At 42.2% G+C, this 22,708-nt stretch carries 21 protein-coding genes; 6 read left to right on the forward strand and 15 right to left on the reverse strand.

Annotated elements, in window-relative coordinates:
• Positions 1-13: 13 nt before the first annotated feature.
• The 13 genes from ABIB39_RS17855 to ABIB39_RS17915 all read right to left on the reverse strand — a co-directional run bounded on the left by ABIB39_RS17855 (position 14) and on the right by ABIB39_RS17915 (position 13,995).
• Positions 14-1,753, reverse strand: a complete 1,740-nt coding sequence (locus ABIB39_RS17855; RefSeq protein ID WP_354431535.1) for a type VI secretion system Vgr family protein — start codon at positions 1,751-1,753, stop codon at positions 14-16.
• 19 nt (positions 1,754-1,772) lie between these two features.
• Positions 1,773-2,381 carry a hypothetical protein gene (locus ABIB39_RS17860; RefSeq protein ID WP_354431536.1) on the reverse strand — a complete coding sequence of 203 codons (609 nt, stop codon included), beginning with the start codon at positions 2,379-2,381 and terminating at the stop codon, positions 1,773-1,775.
• 1 nt (position 2,382) lies between these two features.
• Positions 2,383-3,351 carry a hypothetical protein gene (locus ABIB39_RS17865; RefSeq protein WP_354431537.1) on the reverse strand — a complete coding sequence of 323 codons (969 nt, stop codon included), beginning with the start codon at positions 3,349-3,351 and terminating at the stop codon, positions 2,383-2,385.
• 97 nt (positions 3,352-3,448) lie between these two features.
• Positions 3,449-3,841: a type VI secretion system tube protein TssD gene (tssD, locus tag ABIB39_RS17870; protein WP_354431538.1), complete on the reverse strand. Its 393-nt coding sequence runs from the start codon at positions 3,839-3,841 to the stop codon at positions 3,449-3,451.
• 87 nt (positions 3,842-3,928) lie between these two features.
• Entirely contained in the window at positions 3,929-4,330 is a 402-nt protein-coding gene (gene tssD / locus ABIB39_RS17875; protein WP_354431539.1) for a type VI secretion system tube protein TssD, read from the reverse strand.
• A gap of 112 nt (positions 4,331-4,442) precedes the next feature.
• Positions 4,443-5,012, reverse strand: a complete 570-nt coding sequence (locus ABIB39_RS17880) for an NAD(P)H-dependent oxidoreductase (protein ID WP_354431540.1) — start codon at positions 5,010-5,012, stop codon at positions 4,443-4,445.
• Positions 5,013-5,135: 123 nt separating this feature from the next.
• Positions 5,136-6,524 (reverse strand): DUF5458 family protein, encoded by a 1,389-nt coding sequence (locus tag ABIB39_RS17885; RefSeq protein WP_354431541.1) that lies wholly within the window; start codon positions 6,522-6,524, stop codon positions 5,136-5,138.
• Between the two features lie 40 nt (positions 6,525-6,564).
• On the reverse strand, positions 6,565-7,005 hold the full coding sequence (locus tag ABIB39_RS17890; RefSeq protein ID WP_354431542.1) for a type VI secretion system contractile sheath small subunit: 441 nt from the start codon (positions 7,003-7,005) through the stop codon (positions 6,565-6,567).
• A 97-nt stretch (positions 7,006-7,102) separates the two neighbouring features.
• Positions 7,103-9,580 (reverse strand): ATP-dependent Clp protease ATP-binding subunit, encoded by a 2,478-nt coding sequence (locus ABIB39_RS17895; protein WP_354431543.1) that lies wholly within the window; start codon positions 9,578-9,580, stop codon positions 7,103-7,105.
• 13 nt (positions 9,581-9,593) lie between these two features.
• Complete coding sequence (gene tssR / locus ABIB39_RS17900) at positions 9,594-11,960, reverse strand: type VI secretion system protein TssR domain-containing protein (RefSeq protein ID WP_354431544.1); 2,367 nt, start codon at positions 11,958-11,960, stop codon at positions 9,594-9,596.
• Between the two features lie 19 nt (positions 11,961-11,979).
• Positions 11,980-12,942 (reverse strand): PKD domain-containing protein, encoded by a 963-nt coding sequence (locus ABIB39_RS17905; RefSeq protein WP_354431545.1) that lies wholly within the window; start codon positions 12,940-12,942, stop codon positions 11,980-11,982.
• Between the two features lie 37 nt (positions 12,943-12,979).
• Complete coding sequence (tssO, locus tag ABIB39_RS17910; protein WP_354431546.1) at positions 12,980-13,471, reverse strand: type VI secretion system TssO; 492 nt, start codon at positions 13,469-13,471, stop codon at positions 12,980-12,982.
• Between the two features lie 5 nt (positions 13,472-13,476).
• Positions 13,477-13,995, reverse strand: a complete 519-nt coding sequence (locus tag ABIB39_RS17915; protein WP_354431547.1) for a hypothetical protein — start codon at positions 13,993-13,995, stop codon at positions 13,477-13,479.
• Between the two features lie 207 nt (positions 13,996-14,202).
• Here ABIB39_RS17915 and ABIB39_RS17920 point away from each other — a divergent pair, with 207 nt between their 5' ends.
• Positions 14,203-14,637, forward strand: a complete 435-nt coding sequence (locus ABIB39_RS17920; protein ID WP_354431548.1) for a GPW/gp25 family protein — start codon at positions 14,203-14,205, stop codon at positions 14,635-14,637.
• Between the two features lie 7 nt (positions 14,638-14,644).
• On the forward strand, positions 14,645-16,495 hold the full coding sequence (locus tag ABIB39_RS17925; protein ID WP_354431549.1) for a hypothetical protein: 1,851 nt from the start codon (positions 14,645-14,647) through the stop codon (positions 16,493-16,495).
• On the opposite strand, the gene ABIB39_RS17930 is transcribed toward ABIB39_RS17925, so the two are convergent.
• Positions 16,492-17,430, reverse strand: a complete 939-nt coding sequence (locus tag ABIB39_RS17930) for a type VI secretion system baseplate subunit TssG (RefSeq protein ID WP_354431550.1) — start codon at positions 17,428-17,430, stop codon at positions 16,492-16,494. The genes ABIB39_RS17925 and ABIB39_RS17930 overlap by 4 nt on opposite strands.
• A 114-nt stretch (positions 17,431-17,544) precedes the next feature.
• Here ABIB39_RS17930 and ABIB39_RS17935 point away from each other — a divergent pair, with 114 nt between their 5' ends.
• The 3 genes from ABIB39_RS17935 (at position 17,545) to ABIB39_RS17945 (ending at position 19,823) form a co-directional block, all read left to right on the forward strand.
• Positions 17,545-18,438 carry a TssN family type VI secretion system protein gene (locus ABIB39_RS17935; protein ID WP_354431551.1) on the forward strand — a complete coding sequence of 298 codons (894 nt, stop codon included), beginning with the start codon at positions 17,545-17,547 and terminating at the stop codon, positions 18,436-18,438.
• Positions 18,439-18,455: 17 nt separating this feature from the next.
• On the forward strand, positions 18,456-19,601 hold the full coding sequence (locus ABIB39_RS17940) for a hypothetical protein (protein WP_354431552.1): 1,146 nt from the start codon (positions 18,456-18,458) through the stop codon (positions 19,599-19,601).
• A gap of 66 nt (positions 19,602-19,667) precedes the next feature.
• Positions 19,668-19,823, forward strand: a complete 156-nt coding sequence (locus ABIB39_RS17945; protein ID WP_354431553.1) for a hypothetical protein — start codon at positions 19,668-19,670, stop codon at positions 19,821-19,823.
• Between the two features lie 13 nt (positions 19,824-19,836).
• Here ABIB39_RS17945 and ABIB39_RS17950 read toward each other — a convergent pair whose 3' ends face one another.
• A complete protein-coding gene (locus tag ABIB39_RS17950; RefSeq protein WP_354431555.1) occupies positions 19,837-20,868 on the reverse strand; it encodes a helix-turn-helix transcriptional regulator in 1,032 nt (343 codons plus the stop codon).
• A gap of 347 nt (positions 20,869-21,215) precedes the next feature.
• Between ABIB39_RS17950 and ABIB39_RS17955 the strand changes: the two genes are divergently transcribed.
• Positions 21,216-22,706, forward strand: coding sequence for an RtcB family protein (locus ABIB39_RS17955; RefSeq protein ID WP_354431556.1), 1,491 nt, complete (start codon positions 21,216-21,218; stop codon positions 22,704-22,706).
• The last annotated feature ends 2 nt before the right edge of the window (positions 22,707-22,708 follow it).

Genomic DNA, 22,708 nt, shown 5'->3' on the forward strand with positions numbered 1-22,708 from the left:
ACATTAACGCTAATTAATTAATAAATACATTACCGCCATCAATCTTGCTTTCACCCTTGATGTGGTTGTTATCGGCTTCTACGTTAAATATTTTGCCTTTTATACTGATTGTTCCATTTGTGTTAAGCGTAATGGAGCTATCGCCGCTTTGAAAGGTAATTACTTTATCAGATTTCAGCGTTATAGAACCATCCTTATTTTTTACTTCAATAAAGTTGCTTCCTGTTTTATGGCTGATGGTTTGTGCCGCAGTTGTTTGTACTGATCCATCGCCCTCGTGCACATTAACAACATTAGCCGCTGATGTAGCCAATGTGAGCGCATGTGCTGCGTCGTCAAAACTTAAATGGCTGCCTTTGCGCGAGGTCATCCCTTTTAGATTACTATTGCTAAAGCCGCCGCTATCAACATTATTACTATGGTATACACTACCTAATATTACAGGCCTGGCAATGTTACCTTCTTCAAAATCTACAATCACCTGGTCGCCTTTTTCGGGTACCACTAAAAAACCGCGATTTTTTCCTGTATCTCCGCTCCCTGCGTTGGGGCTCATTACACGCAGCCATTCGGTAGGGTCGTTAGCGGTACATTTCCATTTAAATTGCACTTTAACACGGCCTTGCTTTTTAGGGTCGTCGTTGTCTAACACGGTGGCCAACTGCATATCGGGATTTGGTTTTTGCGCGTTCTTAACCAATAGCTTTTCACTATCGGCAGATACACCTTCAAAAGTGTTTTGATAGTGCCCCACCCCATCCAACTGGTGATAAACGGCTGTTACCAAAAACTTACCAAAATCTTGCACCTCGAAACCGATTTGCCCGCGCATACTGGTACTGATGTTTACCACCTTACCCAAGGCAACCTGCGGATTATCGCCATTGCCCATAATGCTCAACAATTCGGATACTATCGCTTTATGCTCATCGTTTACAAACGTATCTATATCTTTTTGCGAGTTCACCCTTACATCAAGTGGTTCGTTGTATTGTTTACTGTAAACTTGATTAGACGCCGCGATAGCATGCGAAAGATCGGCCGAGCCGTTACTCGTGCCCGACGGTTTAGATGTCAACAACTGATCCTGCACAGAGTTGTACGAGAATTTTTGATAACTAAGCGGCGAGATCTGCATACCGTACTGGATGCTGTGCAGATCCCTACCATATATGAGGGTTATCTCTTCCAGCTTGGTCGGTTTGCCAAAATTCAGTTTTGTGCCATCGTAGTAAAACCACTCGTGGTACTCTGCCGATAGGCGGTTTATAAACTCAAAATCGCTTTCGCGATATTGGATCAAATAGTCAATTGGCGACGTATATGTTGGCGCGATATTAAAACTCAGGTCGTTTTGCGGGGCGTCGGCTGTGGCCTGCTGCAATATGGTTTTAAGATCTTTATTCAAGTATGAACCTAAATCGGCACCGCGATCTATCAGGATGCTCGGGCTAAAGCCACTAATTACAATATCTCCCTGAAAGCCGTGGCTCTGCGCTATCTCTACCCGGGTAATTTTGCCGGTAAACTGGTGGTCGGCATCTTCGGTTCGGCCAAACTGCACCGTAAGATTTTTACCAATAAATTCTTTTGACTTCTCGAGTGTTACATTGTTAGTATTCTCGATTTGGTCGTGGTTAAACCGCAACTGAAAGGTATGGTGTTCGTTAAAACGTTGCTCCAGTGTAAAAGATGAAAAGTGCGCAATTTGCGTACCCTCTATGCTAATATCTACTTTTATCTTGCTATCCATTTTGTGCGGCTTAGTGTTATTATTTTAATGGCCATGGCCTATAGTAGCTTATAACTTTATAAGCACCTTTTACTTTACCAAAAACAAACCCGAAAGAAGTTTCTTTACCGTTATCTTCGGTGTATTGCTTCTCTAACTCGTATAATGTACTGCCTTTATCAGTAGCCTCTTTTAAAGTGAGGTAATAATTTTCGGCTGTTGTTTTGTCAATTTCAGAAAGGTCATTCTCTTTACTTGCAGGTATCAGTTTAAGCGCGTCTTTAGTGAAAATATCATTGTAATACTGTGAAAAATCATTATCGGTTATCAAGCCGTCGTTAATATTAACAGGGTTACTTTTTAATTCATCATTTGTCCACTGCGGTAAAGTTTGCAATGGAAAACTGAACATTTTTACAAGTTGTGCTTTATTGTTAGCTTTAACAGCATCTTTGAAAGTCTTAAAAAACAACCTGAACTGCTGCTCGTCATTACCTATATTTCGTGCGGCCGTAGCAGCGGAAACGGTATCTTTTGTTTTAATATCCGTTGTAGAATCGGCCTGCCTATTTCCTGCCGCGCTGCCATTACATGCATAAACCGCCGGTAGCAACAAGCTAATAGTTATATATTTAAATAGCTGCTTCATTCTAATTCCTGGGAATACTGATCAATGCCCTTTGTTCCATTCGTTTTAATATAACCGCTGCACCTAACTGGCTGGATACTGCATTGGCATCGTAAACGCCATCTTTTACGTACTTGCCTTTGGTATAATGGTTAGAGTAGCTCCACAAGTAAGGAGTATGGATACCCTTTCTGTTATAACCAAAACCATTGTATCCTTCAAGCTTGAGCAATATGAATGATAAACTCCAGTTGGTAACCTGGTCATATTTCATCAGCTTGATAGCATCTACCGCACTTTCTTCAAATTTAAAGGGAGGCGCGTGCCCTACCTTAGGCCTGTTGGCCGGTACATGTACGGTATAACCGGTTAAAGGATCGCCGTTATGCAAATGGTGTTTAAAACTAAAGTTGCACTCCATGTAATGCACGCAAGCTATAAAATACCACGGTACCGATGAGCCTGCAAAAAAGTTTGTACCACCAAAAATATCACGGTTCAATCCAAACGGATCGTTATTATCAACGTACTTGCCTGTGAGCAGATCGTACTTTTGGTTAAAGTTTAAGCCCATTGATGGCTTGGGTAAACTAAATGGCGTTAACGGTGTAGTTAACACTCTTAAAGCCGTGGTATCTATCGGCAATGCGGTAGATGTGGAGTCGGCAATCGGAGCTGCTGTAGAAGCCGAATCGGCAGCTAACGGGAACCTGTTAAAAAATGGTGTATAGGATGACTGAAACAGAGGTTGTTTATTTAAAAACGAAGTATTGATACCCCCTCCTTTTACCAGGCTTGATACCCCCTCGTACCGTGCCCGGTTAACAACTATTTTTTCGTCAATTATTTTATCAATTGCAGCTATCTTTTCTTTCTTGATCTCGCACGTGTTAAAAAGCAATATGTATTCCATAGCTGTAGGGGCTACAGACTTAACTTTTTTGCGAATGGTAGGCGAACCGTGCTTAATTATTCTTTTCTTTTTTTTCATTAGGTAGATTAAAAAAGAAGCTGATCGGATTAAAAAAAACGGAGAAGATACTCTTCTATCTCCTCCGTATCTTGGTATTTGCGAGTTCGGCTAAAGCCTATTTCGGCCAGTCGTTCTCGTGCTCGGCATTGCCAATTTTAAGCTTGCGGGCCGACAATACGAAACTAAGGGTCATAGGTGCGTTCCCAACTATAGAAATACCTTCGTTATATTGGATGATATAACCATCTTCAAAAGTTAGTTCTTTCATTTTGGCATCTTCTTCAGATTTTTTGAAGGTGATGGTACCACTTAATGGTTTGTATTGGTTGTTCACCATCGATTCGATAACCGAAGTATCTTCTGTTGATTCTACTTCAACCTGGATGGTACCACCATAAACACCTGATGATGGGCGACCTTTCGCGTCAACATCTCTACTTAGCGCGTAGCTGCACTGCAGCACGTCAAACTCTTTCGAGCCTATGTTAATTCTTGCTTTAAAAGCCATGATAATAAATTTTGTTGTGTAACAATCAGAGGCACCCTTTAACCATCCCGGCAAAGCGTAAACTCAATTAATTAAAATAAGATGGAATTAGTTGGCGCGTCCCGGCCAGTCGTTAACATGCTCTGCATTACCAAGTTTTAACTTGCGGGCAGATATGGTAAACTTGTAGGTCATTGGTGTATCACCAACAATGTTTAAGCCTTCAGAATACTTCACAATGTAACCGTCCTCAAAAGATAGTTCTTTCATTTTAGAATCTTCGTCAGATTTTTTTACCAGCAAAGTTCCTGTAACGGGTTTGTACTGATTGTTAACCATTGATTCAATAATCGATGTGTCTTCGGTCGACTCGATCTCTACATCGATAGTACCACCGTAAACACCTGATGACGGGCGTCCTTTTGAATCAACATCTCTGTTTAGGGCATACGAGCAATTAAGTACATCGTACTCTTTGCCCGAAAAATTTAATCTTGCTTTGAAAGCCATAACGATAAATTTTAAAGGTTATTATTAATAAAACCGACCATCGGTTTTTATATATTAACTACAGATGAGATTATATATTGTTTCGAGAAATAATAAATTAACCTATAATTATCTATATCAGCTTGATACCGAAGCTATAAAGTTTCTTAAGCCACTTTTGAGCGTATTGATTTTCAAGGGAATAGATATGGCCAATAGCACTTGTATGCACCGGTTTAATATTACATTTTTCTAAAACAGATCGTTTAATAGAAAGATAAGTAGCGCGTTGTGTTTCTTGCCAATCGGCCCAGGCAGCCTCATCCAGGATAGATACGATACGTGCGGAGCGGCCGCGAAAATCATTACTAAATTTTGGCTGGTTCACCACAAATACCTGGTCGGGCATAAAAATGCGGTCAAAGAAACCTTTTATTTTAAAATTGATAGAATCTTTAAATACAGGGCAAAATACCACAATATGGCTGGCCCACATCAACTTAACAACGGCATCCGTTAAATCCGCCTCCAACCCGCCGATACTGCCCGGTAGCTGCTTGTTAGGGTTAAATTTAAGGTCGGCAATTACAATATCTTTTACAGACGCCTGCCCGCCTTCGGCTCCGTGCCTGTAGGCATTAATAAGGGCCTGTGTGGTTTCGCCCTTATTTACATCCGCGTTTATAATAACAACATGCTTCATTTGCTGCCACAAAAGTAAGCAGTAATTAATTACATGTGCAGTAATATTTAAACTTAACCTAACATTAAATTAAAATGCCCCGCCATTATTACAGGCGGGGCATAAACAAATATTATATAAATATTATTGTTGCTTGTATTCGGTGTTCCAGGTTGCACTGGCATCTTCACCTTTATGGCCGTCTAACTTAACCACAAAACTTTTTGCAGGGAAGTAAGGAGTGATATTGATATCCAGGTGGATCCTGTCTTTCTGTACCTCATCACGTTCAAATTTTATGATTTTGAAACGTTCTATCAAACGATCAGGCCCCTGGATATTATCCAAAAACTTAACTATCTGAGAACGCAGGTCCTGCTCTGTTTTAGAGTTCCAGTTCTCAAATGCCCGGCGGTTCAAAAAGTCAAACAATACTTTGGTGATGTAATCAAATACACGCACTACCGAGTAGGTTTGTAAGCCAATATTATCGCCATTAAATAAAGTTTTGGCAGAAAACGCCATTACTTTACCGTACTCGTTAACCATTGGCACCAAGCCAATACGTTCCAGATGAGAGATCTCACTTTTCTTCAAGTCGAAACGCACGCCATCTACTTCGTTTACGGCACCGTGTTTTTTACCCGCGGTAACCTGCGACATTAACGTGTAATACATTTTACCCGCCAATGCAGATGAGCCAGGTACATAAAGGTCATCCTCTTCGCCCACCTCGGCTACTTTACCACGGCCAACCATCCAGTTACATGTCATGATCGTGTTAGACTTGAAGGCATCGCCACCGGTTAGGTTAGCAGATGTAAACAGGTCTATCACATCATCCGGTTGTTCCAAGTCAGCAAAGTCAGTCACCAGCATTACTTTGTTCTCGAAAGCTATCTTTGACCATTTTTCGACCACCTTATTCGACCCCAGGTAACCGGGGATAACCATTATAGAGTAGTTTTTCCGCAGATCCAACCTATCGTAGTTTTGTTTAAGCTCGCTGCCTACATAATCAATAAAGCGCGGGTTATCCAATTCTTTCAACTGGTCTAACGACGCGTTCATGATCACCACATTATTTACCTTATCCGACTCGGTGTTTTTATAAAACAACTGTAACGACCGGTAAGCCTGCTCCAGGTCACGTGTGCTTTCAAGTGCATCGTGGATATTGGTATTCAGGTTCTCTTCGGCTAATTGCAGCTTTTCGGTACTGTTTGTAACCATTTCGCTAACGTTGCCGCCTGTTTCAAGGGCTTCTATCCATTGGCTAAGTTTCTGTTTAAGCTCTTCGCGTTCCAGTTTCTTTTCATCATCTGTCAAAAATATCTGTTTGCGCGCTTTACGTTCGGGGTTTAAGTTTTGTAGGCCGTCTATTGTAGTTTCCAATAGGTCGAAACCGCCAACCCTTGATAATTTTTCAAGGCTTTGGTTTAGGTTAAGGTCTTTCTCAACAGTTTTTTCCGCTGTTTTAAAACCCTGTGCCGATGATGCTTCGTTACTGGCTTGCTCGTTTGGTGTTGCCATAATGCTTTTGTATTAACTGGTTAAGGTTATGTATCTTCAATTATTGTTCAAGCTCTTTTACAAAACTTTTAAGTGCGCTGATAAATGCAGCCCTTGTTTCGTCATTGTCAAGCGTGGTCTTTAATGTTTTGTTTGTTTTAAGCTGCTTAATGATATTCATATGCATCTCGCGCTCAATGTTAAGCTTGCGCAGGTAGCTACTTTGCTGCACAACTTTTTTCACGCCAAAATCGCTCAGGTTCTGAAACTTAAGATTTTCAGATATGGTTGATCCATCTTGCTTAGTAAGCGCGATGTTTACATTTGGTTTATAATGTTCAAAAACCTCCTCCACAGTTTTCAGGCCTTCTACTTTCTCGGGGCGTAACGGCTCATTATCGGTTAGTTTTTGAATAAACAATGTTTTATTGGGAGATATCTCACCAAATGCTTCTGAGGTGTCAACTTTCGTTTCGTTTCCTCCTATTTCGTAGTTATACATAGGTATGGGATAAGTGTAGATGCTTCAATTTATTACTACAATGTGTTTTTGTAACAAATTGTTTTATTAAACAAGTTGTTATTTAATACTTTAACATTTAATTAATAGTCCATTCCAATTGGTCCGAATCCTCTTTTTTAGTGATACTGATGGTTTGACCCTTTTTTAATTCGCCCGAAATTATATATCGGGAGATTGGGCGCCTTAACCGGTTACGGATAACACCCGACAACTGCCTCGCACCGTATTTTGGCGTAAAGCCATCCATAGCCAGCATTGTTTTAGCATCATCAGTTATAGCGAATCCAACACCCATCTTCTCTAAAGGTTCGATAAGGCTCTTCAATTGGATATCGAAGATCCGGACTACATTTTCTTCGGATATTGGTTTAAACGGAACAATCTCTGAAAGCCTTGCCAAAAACTCGGGCCTGAAATGCTTACTCATCACTTCCATAAACTGGTTAGATGTTGGCAAATTACCCTGGTTTAATTGTTCGGCAAGCCATTCGCTGCCAATGTTAGAGGTAAACAGCACCAACGAATTAGAAAAATCGCCCTCTTTACCCAGCCTGTCGTGCAGATGGCCTTCGTCTAATATCTGCAGAAAAATATCAAATACGGATGGATGCGCCTTTTCAATCTCGTCAAACAATACTACCGAATAAGGTTGTTGCCTTATTTTATTTACCAGCAAACCACCTTCTTCATACCCTACATAACCGGGAGGCGCGCCATATAGCAAAGCCGCAGAATGCTCTTCCTTAAATTCCGACATATCAAACCTTATCATCGCCTTTTCATCGTTAAACAAAAAGTCGGCTATTGATTTGGCAAGTTCAGTTTTACCTGTACCCGTTGGGCCAAGTAAAAAGAAGGAACCGATTGGCTGCCCTTTTTTATTAAGCCCGCTGCGTGATTCCAGTATGGCATCAGAGACGGCCTTCAATGCCTGATCCTGCCCCACAACGCGTTTTTTCAAAAAGCTTTCCATGTTTAAAAGCCTTTCTTTTTCCTGCGCCTGGATCTTACCCATCGGGATACCCGTTTTATAAGAGATAATGGCGGCAATATCGTGCTTATCTACTTCGCTGGTTTTATCCTTTGCAAGTGTTTCCAGCAATGGAAGGTTACGGTTAAAGTATTCGATATACTCATCAGCCGTTTCAAATGCGCTTACCTGGGTATCATCTTCCAGCTTGCCCAAAAGCACAGCGCTGGTTTTATTCTGCATTATATTGTAAAGCCATTTGTAATCGGCTACGATGCTGTCGGCTTCAATTTCCGCGTTTTTAAGTTCGGTAAATTTCTCTTGCAACTCGGCCAGGGTCATGTCCGATGTATCGTTCATAAGCCTTATGGCGGCCATGGTACGGTCCATCAGATCAAATGCAGAGTCGGGCAGGCGGCGGTCCTTCATATAGCGTTTGGCAAGCCTCACGCAATCCTTTACCGCTTCATTATTTATTTTTAAGCCGTGATGCTCCTCGTAATAAGGCACCAGCTTTTCAAGCATTTTTATGGCGGTATCAATATCAGGCTCATTTACCTGCAACACCTCAAACCTGCGACTAAAAGCCTGCTCCGGCTCAATTATTTTTCGATATTCATCAATGGTAGTAGCGCCAATAACGGTTATCTCGCCGCGGGCAAGTTCTGGTTTAAGCAGGTTACCCACACCTCCACCAATAGGGCCTTTATTATCCAGCAGGGTATGAATCTCGTCTATAAACAAGATAGCCTTATCAAACTGCTTTATTTCTTTCAGGATATTTTTAAGGCGGTCTTCTATCTCGCCTTTATAAGATGCCCCCGCAATAAGCGACCCTAAATCCAGTTCAAACAAACTTACATTCAGTAGCGATTGCGGCACCTGGTTATTCACGATATCCAAAGCAAAGCCATCTACCAATGCGGTTTTACCTACACCGGCATCGCCTGTAATAATTACGTTTGGCTTGGTGCGGCGGCTCAATATCTCCATGATCATCCGCGTTTCCTTGTCGCGGCCTATAATGGGGTCTATTTTACCCTGGCGTGCAAGATCAGTACGGTCAATACAATACTTCATTAATGCGCCGGTAGATTTACCACCTCCATTGCCTTCACCCGTAGTTGGTGGAGCGATAGCATTTTGTACACCTTCGTCCTGTATGTAAACATCAAGCAGCTCCTTCTCTTTTACCGGGAATGATTTTAGCTGCCCGGCATCAAAACCTACATTAGGTTTGCTTAATGCGATAAGCACGCAAATAGGTGTAATAGCATCAAGGCCAAGTTTTACACGTACGTTATCGGCTTCTTCAAAAGTTAGTTTAACGGCATCGTTGCCAAGCATTTCATCGGGCACCGTTATAGATCTGGGATATTCCTCCATCCTCACATCGGCCCAATCGCTGATGTAGGCTGCATCCTTATTTATCGATGTAAGAAAATTGCGTAGCCCTACTTCCTGGTGCATCAACCCTTTTAATAAATGCGCGGGGCCAAACTCTTTATGATGGTATTCTTTGGCTAAAGATTGTGCAACCCTTACCCCTGTTTTTACCGAATCGCTTAAACTTATTACACTCATTGGTTTGTGTTGATTAGTTGTTCCAGTTTGCCTGGGTTACGTAATAATAAATTTGGCCGTTTGATACAAAGTGCTGTTGCAGCAATGCCTGTTGTTTAATTGTATTGCGGCATTTTATAAGATAATTGATATAGGCCTCAAACTGCCCTTGTGGCATTTTATCGGTATCCTTAATATCTTTTACCCTAAACTGCCCAAGGCTTTTATTAGTTGGTACAACAAGCCCGGTAGTTTTGGTGATGTAATCGGTTATCAGCATATCGCGGATCGCTGATTTAGGAAAATCTTTTAACCCCATGTAACTGCGTACAATGTTGACGTAGTTTTTGTACAACTGGCTGCGATAATTACCGGCATCCTGCTGTAAGTTCTCACCTATCATCATTGATAAGATGTCCGTCATTTGCTTATACTCGGCATCGTTTAATATTACCAAATATTGCAATTGGCTTGGGTTTGTTTTTACCACATCGGCGGGTAAGTTGGCCTGCAAAAAGTATTTAAAGGCGTTGTGAGGCATATCGTCGCCAAGGCTATCGGGCACAGGTGCTGTAAATTGCGATGTAACTACCGGCTGTACAAACCGATGCTCGCGGCCTGTTAACCTAAACACGCTGTCTAATGAGTGGGTTTGGGTTTTAATATCCAACTGGGTTTCGGCCATAAGGCGTTTAACCGCGGTAACCATAGCCTGGTTGGTTTTAACCACACCTTTTGGCGGGAATATTACCGCACCCTGTATGATACTGTTCTTTGGATAATCAAGGTAAAAAGAGACGGTATCAGATAGCGATACATTAAATTGCTGTGTGCTGGTAAGGCCTTCGCCTATAACCATGCGTTTCTTTTTATTATCGGCCAATAACGTGGCAGATTGCGATACCAGCTTACGTGATTGTATTACAAAATCGTTGTAAATTGGGTTGTAGTCGCTATATAATTGGATGGCCAGCAAACGTGCATCCGAAGCCGCCATTTGGTACGACAGATCGGCTATATCATCGGCAGATGCGTTACCTGTACTACCTATTAATACAATAAGATTGGTTTCGTCCTTGCGGGCTTTAAACATATTTAACGCGCTGCGCAAACCATCAAAAACAGGCTGGCTGTTTGGCGCCGGCGAACATGCCGATGTTATAGACGCCTGTTTATCTAAAAACTTAACCACCCTGCGGTAATCCGTATTAAATGACTCATGCTCTACACCACCTGTGGTGCAATTGGTTTGTCCCCGATAAACAACTGCGGCGTAGCTTAACTGGTTCCCTTTATCGTAAAGGTCAAAGGTGTTTTCAAACGATTGAATGGTGTTGGTTAAGCCAGAGAAGTAATTACGCATAGAGCTACCACCGTCTACCACAAATACAATATTAATTTTGTGTGTATTCCTGCGGATGCTCAGGTAATCCTGGTAAGACAGGTGCCCACCTTTGATATTGATAATACTGTTGTGCGATTTATCGTAAACATCGGTAGCAACGCCCACCTGCAATTTACCGGTTTGGCCATTGGTGCCCAATACAGGCAAGCTGCGTAATAATGGCTGATCCTGATCTATCAGGGGATCAAACACAAATGGCGTAGCCACGCCATTATAAGTTATGGCGTTGTTTATAACATTGGCTACCGAATCATCAGAATCAAAATTACCATCCTGCTTAGCCGAGCCTATATATAATCGGTTACCCCAACTATGTACCGCATCGGCAGGTAACCAGCCATATATGCTACGAGATGCACTATCGGCAATTAACTGGCCGTCTGATCCAACCAAAACCGTTTTACCATCGGCAGATTTTTTGTAGATATATAGCAATTGGTGTAATGCTACCTTAGTTTTTTTATGCTCTAATTCGGGCGAGTTATATACGTAAAGCGAATCTGATCTGTCAAAATACACTTTCGGCATAGTCAACGGGCCTTTGCCGGATGCTATGGTTATCGATTTTTCGGCATAGCCACTTGCGGGGTTTACATAAGCCGATTGCCACAACAACATTTTATCAAGGCTGATCCACCCGTAACTCTGTGCTGCTTTTTTATTGGTTAGCTTACGGCCTTGTACAATGCCCGGCTCGTATTTAATAAGTTTAGCGTAGCCGCCCTTCACCTGGCTTACATAAAAAGGCTGCATAAATGATATTTTCTTCATCACCAATGAGCCGCCCGGCGCCGTATAAGTATAGTTCTCGGCACGGTCAGAAAATACGATCCATGGTAACGACGATTTTTTACCGTCATCGTGGATGTTGGTACGGCTGTTTGGTTTCTCGAACGCTACAGGCAGCGTTTGTACTTTTCTACTAAATGATACCGGCGACTGCGCACTGGCAGCCAGCGTTGTAAATATGGTTAAAACGTATAGTATGTTTTTCATGATAATTAGGATAGACTGATTATTTTGAACGTTTAGCTGCCGCGTTTGAGGTTGATGAATGCTGTTTAACTGTTAGCAGGCTGGAGCATGTAGATTTTGGCTTAAGTGTAACCTGTGCTTCATCAATACTAACCCCGCCGCCAAAGGTTAGGCGCATACAGTAAGAGTAAAAATCGGTTTGTTTATTATCCCCGTTCGAGTCCAGGTTTACAGTTACCTTTTCATCGCCACAGAAGTATTTGTTAACCAAATAGTAGTAGTGAGTATTAAAATCGGCACCATTAGCTATCGCTTGCAGGTGTGCACGGATATCATCTATTACTTTTCGCTCGCCTTCGCCGGGTGCAACAATTGCATTTACTGTAGAATCGGGATTAGTGATGCGGATCTTGTGCAGAACAGGGCGGCTGCCATTATCGGCATTAAGCCTAACAAAATAAGTACCCGCATTGTGGTAAGTGTAAAGCGCAGTTGGGCCTTTAACATCTACGCGCCCGGTTTCACCGAACGACCATTCGTAAATGCGGGCGTTGCCTTGTGCCTCTAACCTTACTTCTTCGTTAACAATACCCTGGGTTGGGCCATTAACGGCAAGCGAGGTGTCTTTTAGTAGTTGGGCAACGGTATCTTTTACATTTATAGGGAATTGTTGTTGTAATTTGCCATCAACCGTTAACCTTACAATATAAGCCCCTGTTTTTTTGAAGCGGTATGCCCCGTTTTGTTTGTCAGATTTATCGCCATTCCCAAACTCCCACTGCCAGTTTTTGGCGTTTTCGGTATTATCTGAGTAAACGAGGTCTTCATTGATGGCGATCTCGTCTTTTAAAATTTTGGCGTTTACGTTACGCTTATCAAAAAGCGAGCTCTTGAATAAAAAAATAAGGCCGGCTAATAGCAGGATGCTTACTACAATGTAAAGGAAAATGTAATTTTGCCTGTTGGTATTAACCGGGCGGCCGCTGTTGTAATCTTCTTGCATTGGGTTAAGGTGCTTTGTTTTACGGATAGGATTTATATTAATGGCCTGCAGCGCTCATGTTTTGCTGCAATTGCCGTGTAGAAAGTTTACAATCGTCTAAAAGCTTGTTAATGCGCCTTATATCGCCATAGTTGCCGCGTAACTCGCGCTTATCATAAAAAAGGCTCTCGGGTACTTTTGAAGCGTATATAAAGCACTTGTAACGTGTATCATAAGTCCTGCTGTTATAGTAAGAGCGTATAGCCGTTATGGCGTTTTTAATATCGTTTTCTAAAAATAGCGCCTGCACATCGGGGTTAAACTTCACAATGCGCGAGTATGTGGTGTCTATACCGGGCATTGCTTCGGCCACCATACCTTCAAAACGGTCTTCTTCGGTGATCCTTTTTGCATAGTCTTCTTTAGATATATTGCTATTATCCTGGTTATTGTAAAAAATAGCAGTGCATAACAAGCCCACGGTAAACAGGAACAGGGCTGTAAAAAATAAAAACTTCTCGCGCTTTTCTTTTATACTAAACTTCATCATATGTATTAGCGGCCAAATCGTCCTTTAATTCTGTTAACTGCACTGGTGTTGGTTCTGTTGCACGCCGCCAATTGCGAGCGAAGGCTCTCTATCTGGAAACGCGTGGTAAACAACGAATCTTTAATATTTGCGGCAACGGATATATTATCGCTCAATTTTTTGTAAAGCTCAAAGCTTTTTAAACCGGTGGTGTTTTCCTGTAATTTGCCCTGGATCCTAAGGTTTGCTTCCTGGATATCATTAAGCAGCAAGCTTTGGTTATTCAATTCTTCCGAATTCATTTTGGTGAATTGCGATAGCTGCTGCATGCGCTGCAAAATCAAATCGAAATTATTGTTGATATCGGCACGTATGGCCACCAGCTTATCAGACTCTTTTACCCTTTCGTTAAGCAGCACCACCTCGCGGTTGGCTGTAAAAAAATAAAAAAATACGATGAGGATCGTAAAAGCTACAGTGGTAACAAAATATAGGATGAAATTGATATAGGACCGGCGTAGATCATTATTGTTAACTGGCTTCATTAATAAGTATCAATAAACGGTTTAGTAAAATTTATACCACCCAGCACACCGGTTATTATTGAGGAAAAATAACTCCCGGATAAAGTATCAATTCATTGCTAAATCAACAGCTTTTCAACCTGCACGAATGTTTATACAACTATTTAAGAAAACTTTTGTTTACCATAAGTACAAAATAAACTCACAGTTAGGTATTTAACTAAAAGAATGGCAAGTCCGCTTTACAAAAAACCATTTCGCTTAAACCAAATTTTTCAAGGGCAAGACCTTGAAAAGCAAGATGTTGGGGCTTCAATTTCGCAGTACATCGAGCTGATTATTTTTACCAGGTATGGCGAACACCGGTATAAACCAGACTTTGGTTGCGAGATATGGGACCTTGATTTTGAGCTGATTATTAGCGAAAGTATGTGGGAAGAAAAGCTGAGGCAGTCTCTTTTACGATCAATAAAACAATACGAGCAGCGCATTTACGATGTAAACCTTGATGTGCGAATAAAAGAAGTAAATAAATTTTACCCCTTACGTAACGTAAGCGAGATAAAAAAAAGGGTTGAGATTGTGTTGAGCGGTAAAATGCAGCAAACCGGCGAAAACTACACCTTTTCGACATCGTTATACCTAAGTCCTTTATCAGCCTAAGCAATATATGAGCAACATTTTTTTTAACAGTAAAGAGGATATCCGTACACGCATGCTGCGCAATGCCATGGATTATTGGGGCACAACCAATATTAATGATATAGACCCCATGGTAAAGCTGCTGATAGAAGCCCTGAGCAGCGAACTGTTTAATGTATCTAACGATGTAAAAAACCTGGAAAACCGGGTGCTCAGCAAAATATCCCGCATACTTGCTTCAGATTATTTGACATCGGCACTACCTGCCCATGCGGTGATCAAGGCACAGCCAATAGAGGCCAAAGAGGTGATAAATCCCAACAATCATTTTATTTATAAACGACCGGCAACTAAAGAAAACACAAAGGCAGAAGAGTTACAGGTATTTTTTTCGCCGGCTGGCGAACTGGAAGTGTTTAACGCTGCCATACGTTACACAGCCAATGGCCGCAATGTGTACGAAAACGATGAGGCCATGCACAAAAACACCGTGTTAACTGCCCCTTCAGATCTGATCAACGAGCCCAATACGCTTTGGCTGGGTATAGATTGTGCGCCTGCTCTTAATAATTTACAAAATATTTCCCTGTTTTTTGAATGGCCCGAATACTCTGCCAATAATGATTTTTATAAATTATTATCGGTTGTAAAATGTTATAGTGGCAAAACCGAATTGCAAACACAACCCGGCCTCATTTATAAAGAAGACGCGGAGGTGGCTAACAGGCCTGTATTTTACGAGCAAAACGTAATTAACCTCATAACGCGCGATATTAAAGAGTATTATTCTACCCGTTTTATATCATTAACCGATGCATCGCTAACAAATATTGATGGCCAAAAGCAGGCCTTCCCGGAAGAATTTGCAGGGCAGTTTAATACTAATGACCTGGCTAAACTTAAACCATGCGTGTGGCTTAAATTAACCTTCCCCGCGGCAATATCACCCGCGGTTATAGATGAGTTACAGGTATCGTTAAATTGCTTACCGGTGGTAAACCGCAGGCGGCACGAGCAAAAGTATCGCCTGCGGGAAGTGAATAACATTATCCCAATAAAAGTATCGGCAGATGATCATTTCCTGTCGGTTAAAGAGCTTTATGACGACCGCAGTGTTTACTACAGTGAAATTCCCTATACACAAGCCACACAAAGTTTTGAAGGTAGTTACACAATACGTAACGGTGGGGCGGAGCGCTTTGACCCGCGTAACGCCCAACAATTAATAGAGTACCTATTTGAATTACTGCGCGATGAAAAAGCCGCCTTTGCCAGCTATGGCAGTGACTTTTTGAACAACATCCTAAAAACGCTTGAGCAAAACCTGGCGCTGATAGAAAAAAAATCGAAACAGGCAGAAACAGGGAGCGAATTAAACAATTATCTCATTGTAAAACCGGGCGCTAAGGCAAGCATGCTTTACCTGCAATATTGGACAACACTGGCAGATAATGCTAATCACATCCGCCGTGGGTCGCGCCTGGTACAGTTCGAAAATATTAAAATAAAAGCCGATAGCCTGCGCCTGATGACCGGCACAATTGGCGGCCGCAATAGCCTTGGCGCAACAGAACGGATCCAGGCCTATAAATATGGCCTTACTACAAAAGACAGGATTGTTACCCAGGCCGATCTGGTGAGCTACTGTTATTACGAACTTGGCAATAAAATAACCAATGTAAAAATTGGCAAAGGCATCATGGTATCTGCCAACCCTAAAGAAGGGTTTCAAAAAACAGTAGATATATTTTTAGAGCCCGCCGCGAATTTGCAACTGGCAACAAATGATTGGGACACATTGCTTACCCTGCTAAAATCTAAATTGACAAGCCGTAGTGTTATAAATGCTAATTACCGGTTATTTATAGGAGCTAATTAAGCGCCCAGGTATGTAGTAAACCCAAGGCAGGCATTTTCGTCGCCAAAGCCCAGTACCATTTTCTGGTTTTCGGGGCCAACAAGATAGTTGGTATTAATGGTTGTTGACAACGGAATAAAGTACGATAGCAAAACATCAAGAGCCCCGGCAAACTGTGTACCCGGTAAAAACATAAGCATTTGGCCGGCAGTAAGCGGGCCAATATTTATGATAAGTTCTTCCTCCTCTTCAACAACTAACCCGGCAATAAAATTTACACCTAAAACGCCCGCGCCAAGTTTAGTTTCTAAAGCCTGTACTTCTTTTGATGGCGAGGTATCAGTGCTTAACCGGTATTGCAGATCAATATCAACCTTAAACATAATGCTGAGGATATTACTAATGAACGTGAGGTTATTGCGTTGCTCATGTATCACAGGTAATACATGCATCAATATCACCATCTGCTCATTATTAAAGCATCTAAACTCCTCCCACTCCTTCAGGAATATATTTACCAACTCGTGGTAGGTGCTTTTTTTATCAAGCCTGCTTTCGTAAAGTTCAACAATGGTGCGGATATGGTACAGCTCGGCTTCTAAGGGTGCAAAAAAAGCGCGGGCTTGTTTCTCTTCTTCGCGGCGGATGTTAATATCTTTGATCATCGCCTGCTCGGTGATCATTACGCTTGATGCCGGCGGCTGATGAAACAACCCTTCGGGCAGCATATCATACAGCCCTTCCCTGTTAATGTGTATAGCCAGCATTTCGCGGTTTCGATACACCGAAGTGTAATTTACCACCTCGTTTATTTCTTTTGCGTAGGCGCGCTGCTGAGGGCCAACAGGTAAAATAATAACACCATCGGCACTAACAAGGCCTTGCTCAATAAGTTCGGCGGCAAGGGTTACCGCCTTATAATCTGTATCGAGTTGGTTTGGTTGTTTTATTATCATTTTAGCTTAATTTGTGCTGCTTTATAAAACAATAACCCCAATTAATGGTAATTGATTAAAGAAAGTTCATTTTTATTTTTAGAACTGTTTTTTGATACCGAACCTATAACTTTTATGGACGTTAAATCCTTTTTTATCCGTTACCTCCTATTCCCGGTAATTTTTGTGATAGCCACCGCTATCATGACCATTATCAACAAGAAGAATAAGCTACTCAATAATAAAAAACTTATTGTAATACTACTACTTACAGGCATTGTGTTAGGGCTACCCGGCTTGTTGGGTTTCCTGGATATGCAATTTATGCCCTGGGGATATATTATTTGCCAGCTTTACTATTTAACAATTGGTATTTTATTTGTTTGGATGGCAGGCATCTATTACGAAAACGAACTGTTAGAACGACGCGGATTCTTTTTTATATGCAGTTTAATATCCTGCTTACTGGGCATCTTCCTGTTTAAACTCGGGTTCGATTGGCTTAACAATCTTCATTACGGTTTATGGGCATCAACATCGGTATTTGTTTTTTTGCTGCCGGTGCTGTTTTGGTGGGCTTATATCGCTTTCCTGAACATCCCGCTGGAAATTTACAAAGTGTGGCAGTATCCGGTTGTACCGGCCGACATTAGCATGGAGCACCTCGATTTTAACCGCCTGTTAGTATTAGAGGTTAACCTTTACAAAAACACGGACGATGCCGAACCGCTAAAGGTTAAAGCAAAAGCCCCGCGTAACATGAACTTTGGGCTGTGGTTCCAAAAATTTATTGACGATTATAACCTAAAGTTTCCTGATAACCCTATCCAATATAAACGGGGTAATGCCGTAAGTTATAAATGGATCTTTTATATCAAACCTTCCTTTTTTAAACAAAGGCACTTTATAGATCCCGAGTTAGATATCGAGCAAAATAACATCACAGAAACCTACGCTATATTTGCAAAACGCGTATCTGAAGTTGTGGCCGAGCCCGACCGCGTTGGCGATAAAGCCGTTTATTTATAATCCAAAGTAAGTACACCATGTATATACCACCAAAATATAGATCCGTTAACTGGGTTGATGGGATGAAGATCTCCAGCGGGCATTTTGTACAAACAGATAATTTTGTACAAGATATTGTTAGGGATAGCAATTCTATTATGCTCAACAGCAATAATTTTGGGCTGCTTGCCCCCTTCAACGGCGAAAACACTTCCCTTGATATACAAATAACCGAGCGTGCCTCAAACCACATACAGGTTAAGGTGAGGCAATGCAACGCCATAACATCAGAAGGGTACCGCATTCATATTTCGCCGGGCATGCTTGGACAGGAGCTGGAGTTTAACCATTACTTTACCCAGGATGCTCCTACAGATGCTATAGAAACTTTTTTCATTATACTAACGGTTAACCCGCACGACCGCGTAGCCGTAGGCAAACCCGATGCAGATGAAAATCCTGTGAGGTACCCCGAGGTAGATAGCTTTTATGGTATAACTATACTGCCTGCCGCACAAATAAGTGCCAAAAATAACCACTACCTGGAGGTTGGCAAGCTTAACCGAAGCGCATCGGGCATACAGTTAATTACAGATTACATACCGCCCTGCGCGGCAATATTAAGCCACCAGGACCTGGTTAAATATTACGAGGCCTTTAGCAACCAACTAAATGAGTTTCAGTTATTATCATTTCGGATTATAGATAAGATAACATCAAAAGACACTATATCGCCGATAGGCCGTAACGTTAAATTACTTTGCGATAAAATGTTGGATTATATAGCCCGAATTTACTTTTCGTACCGTAATGTGGCGTTCCAACAACCGCCATTGGTGCTAATAGGGTATTTTTCAGAAATGGCGCACATATTTTTCAGCACGGTAAAAAGCATTGGCGGGGCCGAGCGCGAAGAACTGCTAAAGTACTTTTACGAGTGGAAAGATGTAACCCCGGGTAACTTTGAGGAGTTGTTGGCGCGTTTAATTGAGGTAGTTTATAATCATCATGATATACGCTCATCAATGGTAACTGTAGATGAGTTTTTAAGGGTAATTATCGCGTTGTGGAATAAACTAAGCACATTAGAATATATAGGCCAGCGTAAAGAAAACATTGTAGTTGCGGAACAGCAGATTGTACAAACGGTACAATCTAAACGTACCTGGACGCTGCTTGATTAAATTTACATCAATTGAAGCAACGTACCAAGCGCCCAATTTTGTAAGCCCCCTTTTAAGGGGCATATCGTGAGCTACTATTACAACGTTGACGATAACAATTGTAGCGACATGGAACTGCAGGACGCCATCAAAGACTTCAAAACAGCCTTAGTATATATGCTAAGGCTGTTTGTGTTTTACAACAGTCTGTTTAATTACTCATACCTTTACCAGGCGGGTTAATAACAACGCGATGTTATGAAACCTGGTCTTTAGGTTTTTTATAGCTTTCCAACGTTTCATTCAACTGTTTTTTAATTTGTTTTACCAATACCCTCGGCCCAAGCACTTGAAGCTTTGATCCAAAACCTAACAACTCGCGCTCCAACTCGAAATTCATAATTACACGGATGCTGAATATTTTGCCGTTATCATCCTCACTCAATAACTTTTGGGTATGGTGCAAAGGCTTGGTAATTACGTACGGCGCGTTTTTAGAATCAATCCAAAATACTACTTCCACATCGCGCTGCCCGGGCGATTTTGTTACGCCTATTACGTCGTTATAATAAGTTGAAAAATCAATAGTGGTATTCTCAATATAATCCTCGTCATGCGCGGTAATGGTCTGGATCCTGTCCAACGCCAAATTAAGCAACGGTTTATAGCGCTGGTGCGATACCCCAAGTACAAACCAGCGGTTGCGGTATTCCTTTAGCAAATAGCCGCTAAAGCAAAATGTGCTGGCCTCGCGCGCTTTGAATGATTGATAGGTTACGCACATAGTCTTTTTAGCCACAATATACTTGCGGATCACTTCTATCCATTCCAAACCTTTCAGGTTATCGTTCTTCTCAAAATCAATTACGGGAGTACTTTGCGTTTTTTGCGAGTAGATCTTATCTTCCAGCTTACTCACCATTTCGTTCAGGTCAGTAAAATGGTTAAAACCCTTAAACTGCTTTAACAGATCAGATACCTCACTAAGTACCTCCATGTCCTGCTGGTTTAGCGGACTGTTGGTAATACTATAATTCTTATCGCTGTAGGTGTAATACTTTTTATCAACCACCACAATAGGTGCTTCGTAGCCCAGCTTATTGCTGCGCATCATTTCCATATCGGCCTGTACGGTGCGGCGGCTCACCCCGGTATCAATCCCCTGGTATTCGTAAATAGCATCGCCGCAGGCATTTATCAGATCATCCAGCGTCCATTTCCTTCTTCTGTTTTGCAGGCACTGGTCAATAGTACGGTAGCGGATAAGGGCATTGCGGTTAACAGGCATAGCGGTATTATAAGCATTATTTATTTACTCACCCGACATCGTTTCACTCGTCTGCCCTCTCTTCGCGTTCCGCGGAAAGAGGGCTTTTCTTTCCCCTACCCTCTTTCCGCCATAGGCGAAGAGAGGGTGGTCCAGCGCAGCGCCGACCGGGTGAGTCAACTAAGTGGTGTGAAAATATTTTTGATGAATTTATAAATTATTTTTTACTGCGCAAATACACTGCGCACTTGATGTTTCTCTTTGTACTGTCGAAAGGCTGAACGCGTTCACAAACGCCCCCTCTCCCGATCCGGGGAGAGGGGTTTTGGCCCGGAGAATTTAAATTGGTAAATTACAAGCTTAGCTATATGAGAAAGCAAAACACACCCGAAATTGCAACCGGGTCAGCAAAAGAAAAAGTGAGCAACAACGAGTTAAAGGCATTAGGCATTATCGAGGTAGATGTATTAGTAAACTTTAGCCGCGTTGCGAATGGTTTGCTAAAACATGGCGTAATGGACAAAGCCAATATCCTTGCTAATTTGGAAGCTTTAATTGACGACCCTATGCCCTATGCCTTAAAAAAAGGCGGCAAGTTTAAAAACCTGGCCGAAGATGTAATTGGCATGCGTAAAGAAGGCAAGTTTGTAAAACAAGCCCGCACCAATTTTAAGCTAAAGGAAGAAATAGCCGAATTCCCGGTATGGGGATTAGAAAATGTTGAGGTGGGCGCCTTAACACAAATGCGTACCGCTATACAATTACCCATAGCAGTTGCCGGCGCGTTGATGCCCGATGCGCATCAGGGTTATGGCCTGCCTATTGGTGGTGTGCTGGCTACTACGGCCAATACCATTATACCGTTTGCTGTGGGTGTGGATATTGCCTGCCGTATGTGTTTAAGCATTTTCGATTTGCCTGCTGAGGCAATTGATACCGAAACCGACAAGCTGAAGAATATATTGGTTGACAACACCTACTTTGGTATGGGTTGCACTACTAAATCGTATTTTGACAGTTCTTTATTTGATAGTAAAACATGGAACGAAACCAGCCTGATCCGTTCTTTAAAGAACAAGGCTTACGCGCAGTTGGGTACCAGCGGAACCGGAAACCACTTTGTAGAATGGGGCGAACTGACCATTGCTGATGGTGCTTTGAACGACATCCCTGCAGGTAAATATTTGGCTTTGTTATCGCACTCCGGCTCACGTGGGTTTGGCGGAACGGTGGCTAACCATTACAGCAAAATAGCCATGACCAAAACCAAACTCCCTGCCGAAGCCAAGCATTTAGCCTGGTTAGATCTGGAGAAGGACGAAGGACAGGAATACTGGATTGCCATGAACCTGGCCGGAGAATACGCCAGTGCAAACCATCACGAAATACACAACAAAATAGCCCGTGCCTTAGGTGTTAAGCCGATAAGCATGATTGAGAACCACCACAACTTTGCCTGGAAAGAGCAATTAGCCGATGGCACCGAAGTAATGGTACACCGCAAAGGCGCAACCCCGGCCGGCGAAGGTGTATTAGGCATTATCCCCGGCAGCATGAGTACGCCCGGCTTTTTGGTGCGTGGTAAAGGCGATGCGGCAAGCATTAACTCCGCCAGCCACGGTGCAGGCCGCGCCATGAGCCGAAGCGCGGCTTTTAAGGTATTAGATAAGGAAGTTATTGCTGCCAATTTAATTGACAAACGTATTACCCTAATGGGCAGTGATATGGACGAAGCGCCAATGGCCTACAAGGATATCCATACGGTAATGGCCGCGCAAAATGATTTGGTAGAGGTGCTGGCTAAGTTTGAGCCGAGGATTGTAAGGATGGCGGATGCGAGGGAGAAGCCGGAGGATTAGGA

Source organism: Mucilaginibacter sp. UYP27 (genome assembly GCF_040547175.1).
Lineage (GTDB): Bacteria > Bacteroidota > Bacteroidia > Sphingobacteriales > Sphingobacteriaceae > Mucilaginibacter.

Bases quoted from the DNA above. Each gene is read 5' to 3' on its own strand.
- ABIB39_RS17855 (WP_354431535.1), bottom strand. From the start codon at position 1,753: ATGGATAGCAAGATAAAAGTAGATATTAGCATAGAGGGTACGCAAATT.
- tssR (WP_354431544.1), bottom strand. From the start codon at position 11,960: ATGAAAAACATACTATACGTTTTAACCATATTTACAACGCTGGCTGCC.
- ABIB39_RS17925 (WP_354431549.1), top strand. From the start codon at position 14,645: ATGAGCAACATTTTTTTTAACAGTAAAGAGGATATCCGTACACGCATG.
- ABIB39_RS17955 (WP_354431556.1), top strand. From the start codon at position 21,216: ATGAGAAAGCAAAACACACCCGAAATTGCAACCGGGTCAGCAAAAGAA.
- ABIB39_RS17885 (WP_354431541.1), bottom strand. From the start codon at position 6,524: ATGGCAACACCAAACGAGCAAGCCAGTAACGAAGCATCATCGGCACAG.
- ABIB39_RS17865 (WP_354431537.1), bottom strand. From the start codon at position 3,351: ATGAAAAAAAAGAAAAGAATAATTAAGCACGGTTCGCCTACCATTCGC.
- ABIB39_RS17915 (WP_354431547.1), bottom strand. From the start codon at position 13,995: ATGAAGCCAGTTAACAATAATGATCTACGCCGGTCCTATATCAATTTC.
- ABIB39_RS17895 (WP_354431543.1), bottom strand. From the start codon at position 9,580: ATGAGTGTAATAAGTTTAAGCGATTCGGTAAAAACAGGGGTAAGGGTT.
- ABIB39_RS17950 (WP_354431555.1), bottom strand. From the start codon at position 20,868: ATGCCTGTTAACCGCAATGCCCTTATCCGCTACCGTACTATTGACCAG.
- ABIB39_RS17940 (WP_354431552.1), top strand. From the start codon at position 18,456: ATGTATATACCACCAAAATATAGATCCGTTAACTGGGTTGATGGGATG.
- ABIB39_RS17905 (WP_354431545.1), bottom strand. From the start codon at position 12,942: ATGCAAGAAGATTACAACAGCGGCCGCCCGGTTAATACCAACAGGCAA.
- tssO (WP_354431546.1), bottom strand. From the start codon at position 13,471: ATGATGAAGTTTAGTATAAAAGAAAAGCGCGAGAAGTTTTTATTTTTT.
- ABIB39_RS17930 (WP_354431550.1), bottom strand. From the start codon at position 17,430: ATGATAATAAAACAACCAAACCAACTCGATACAGATTATAAGGCGGTA.
- tssD (WP_354431538.1), bottom strand. From the start codon at position 3,841: ATGGCTTTTAAAGCAAGAATTAACATAGGCTCGAAAGAGTTTGACGTG.
- ABIB39_RS17860 (WP_354431536.1), bottom strand. From the start codon at position 2,381: ATGAAGCAGCTATTTAAATATATAACTATTAGCTTGTTGCTACCGGCG.
- ABIB39_RS17920 (WP_354431548.1), top strand. From the start codon at position 14,203: ATGGCAAGTCCGCTTTACAAAAAACCATTTCGCTTAAACCAAATTTTT.
- ABIB39_RS17935 (WP_354431551.1), top strand. From the start codon at position 17,545: ATGGACGTTAAATCCTTTTTTATCCGTTACCTCCTATTCCCGGTAATT.
- tssD (WP_354431539.1), bottom strand. From the start codon at position 4,330: ATGGCTTTCAAAGCAAGATTAAATTTTTCGGGCAAAGAGTACGATGTA.
- ABIB39_RS17880 (WP_354431540.1), bottom strand. From the start codon at position 5,012: ATGAAGCATGTTGTTATTATAAACGCGGATGTAAATAAGGGCGAAACC.
- ABIB39_RS17890 (WP_354431542.1), bottom strand. From the start codon at position 7,005: ATGTATAACTACGAAATAGGAGGAAACGAAACGAAAGTTGACACCTCA.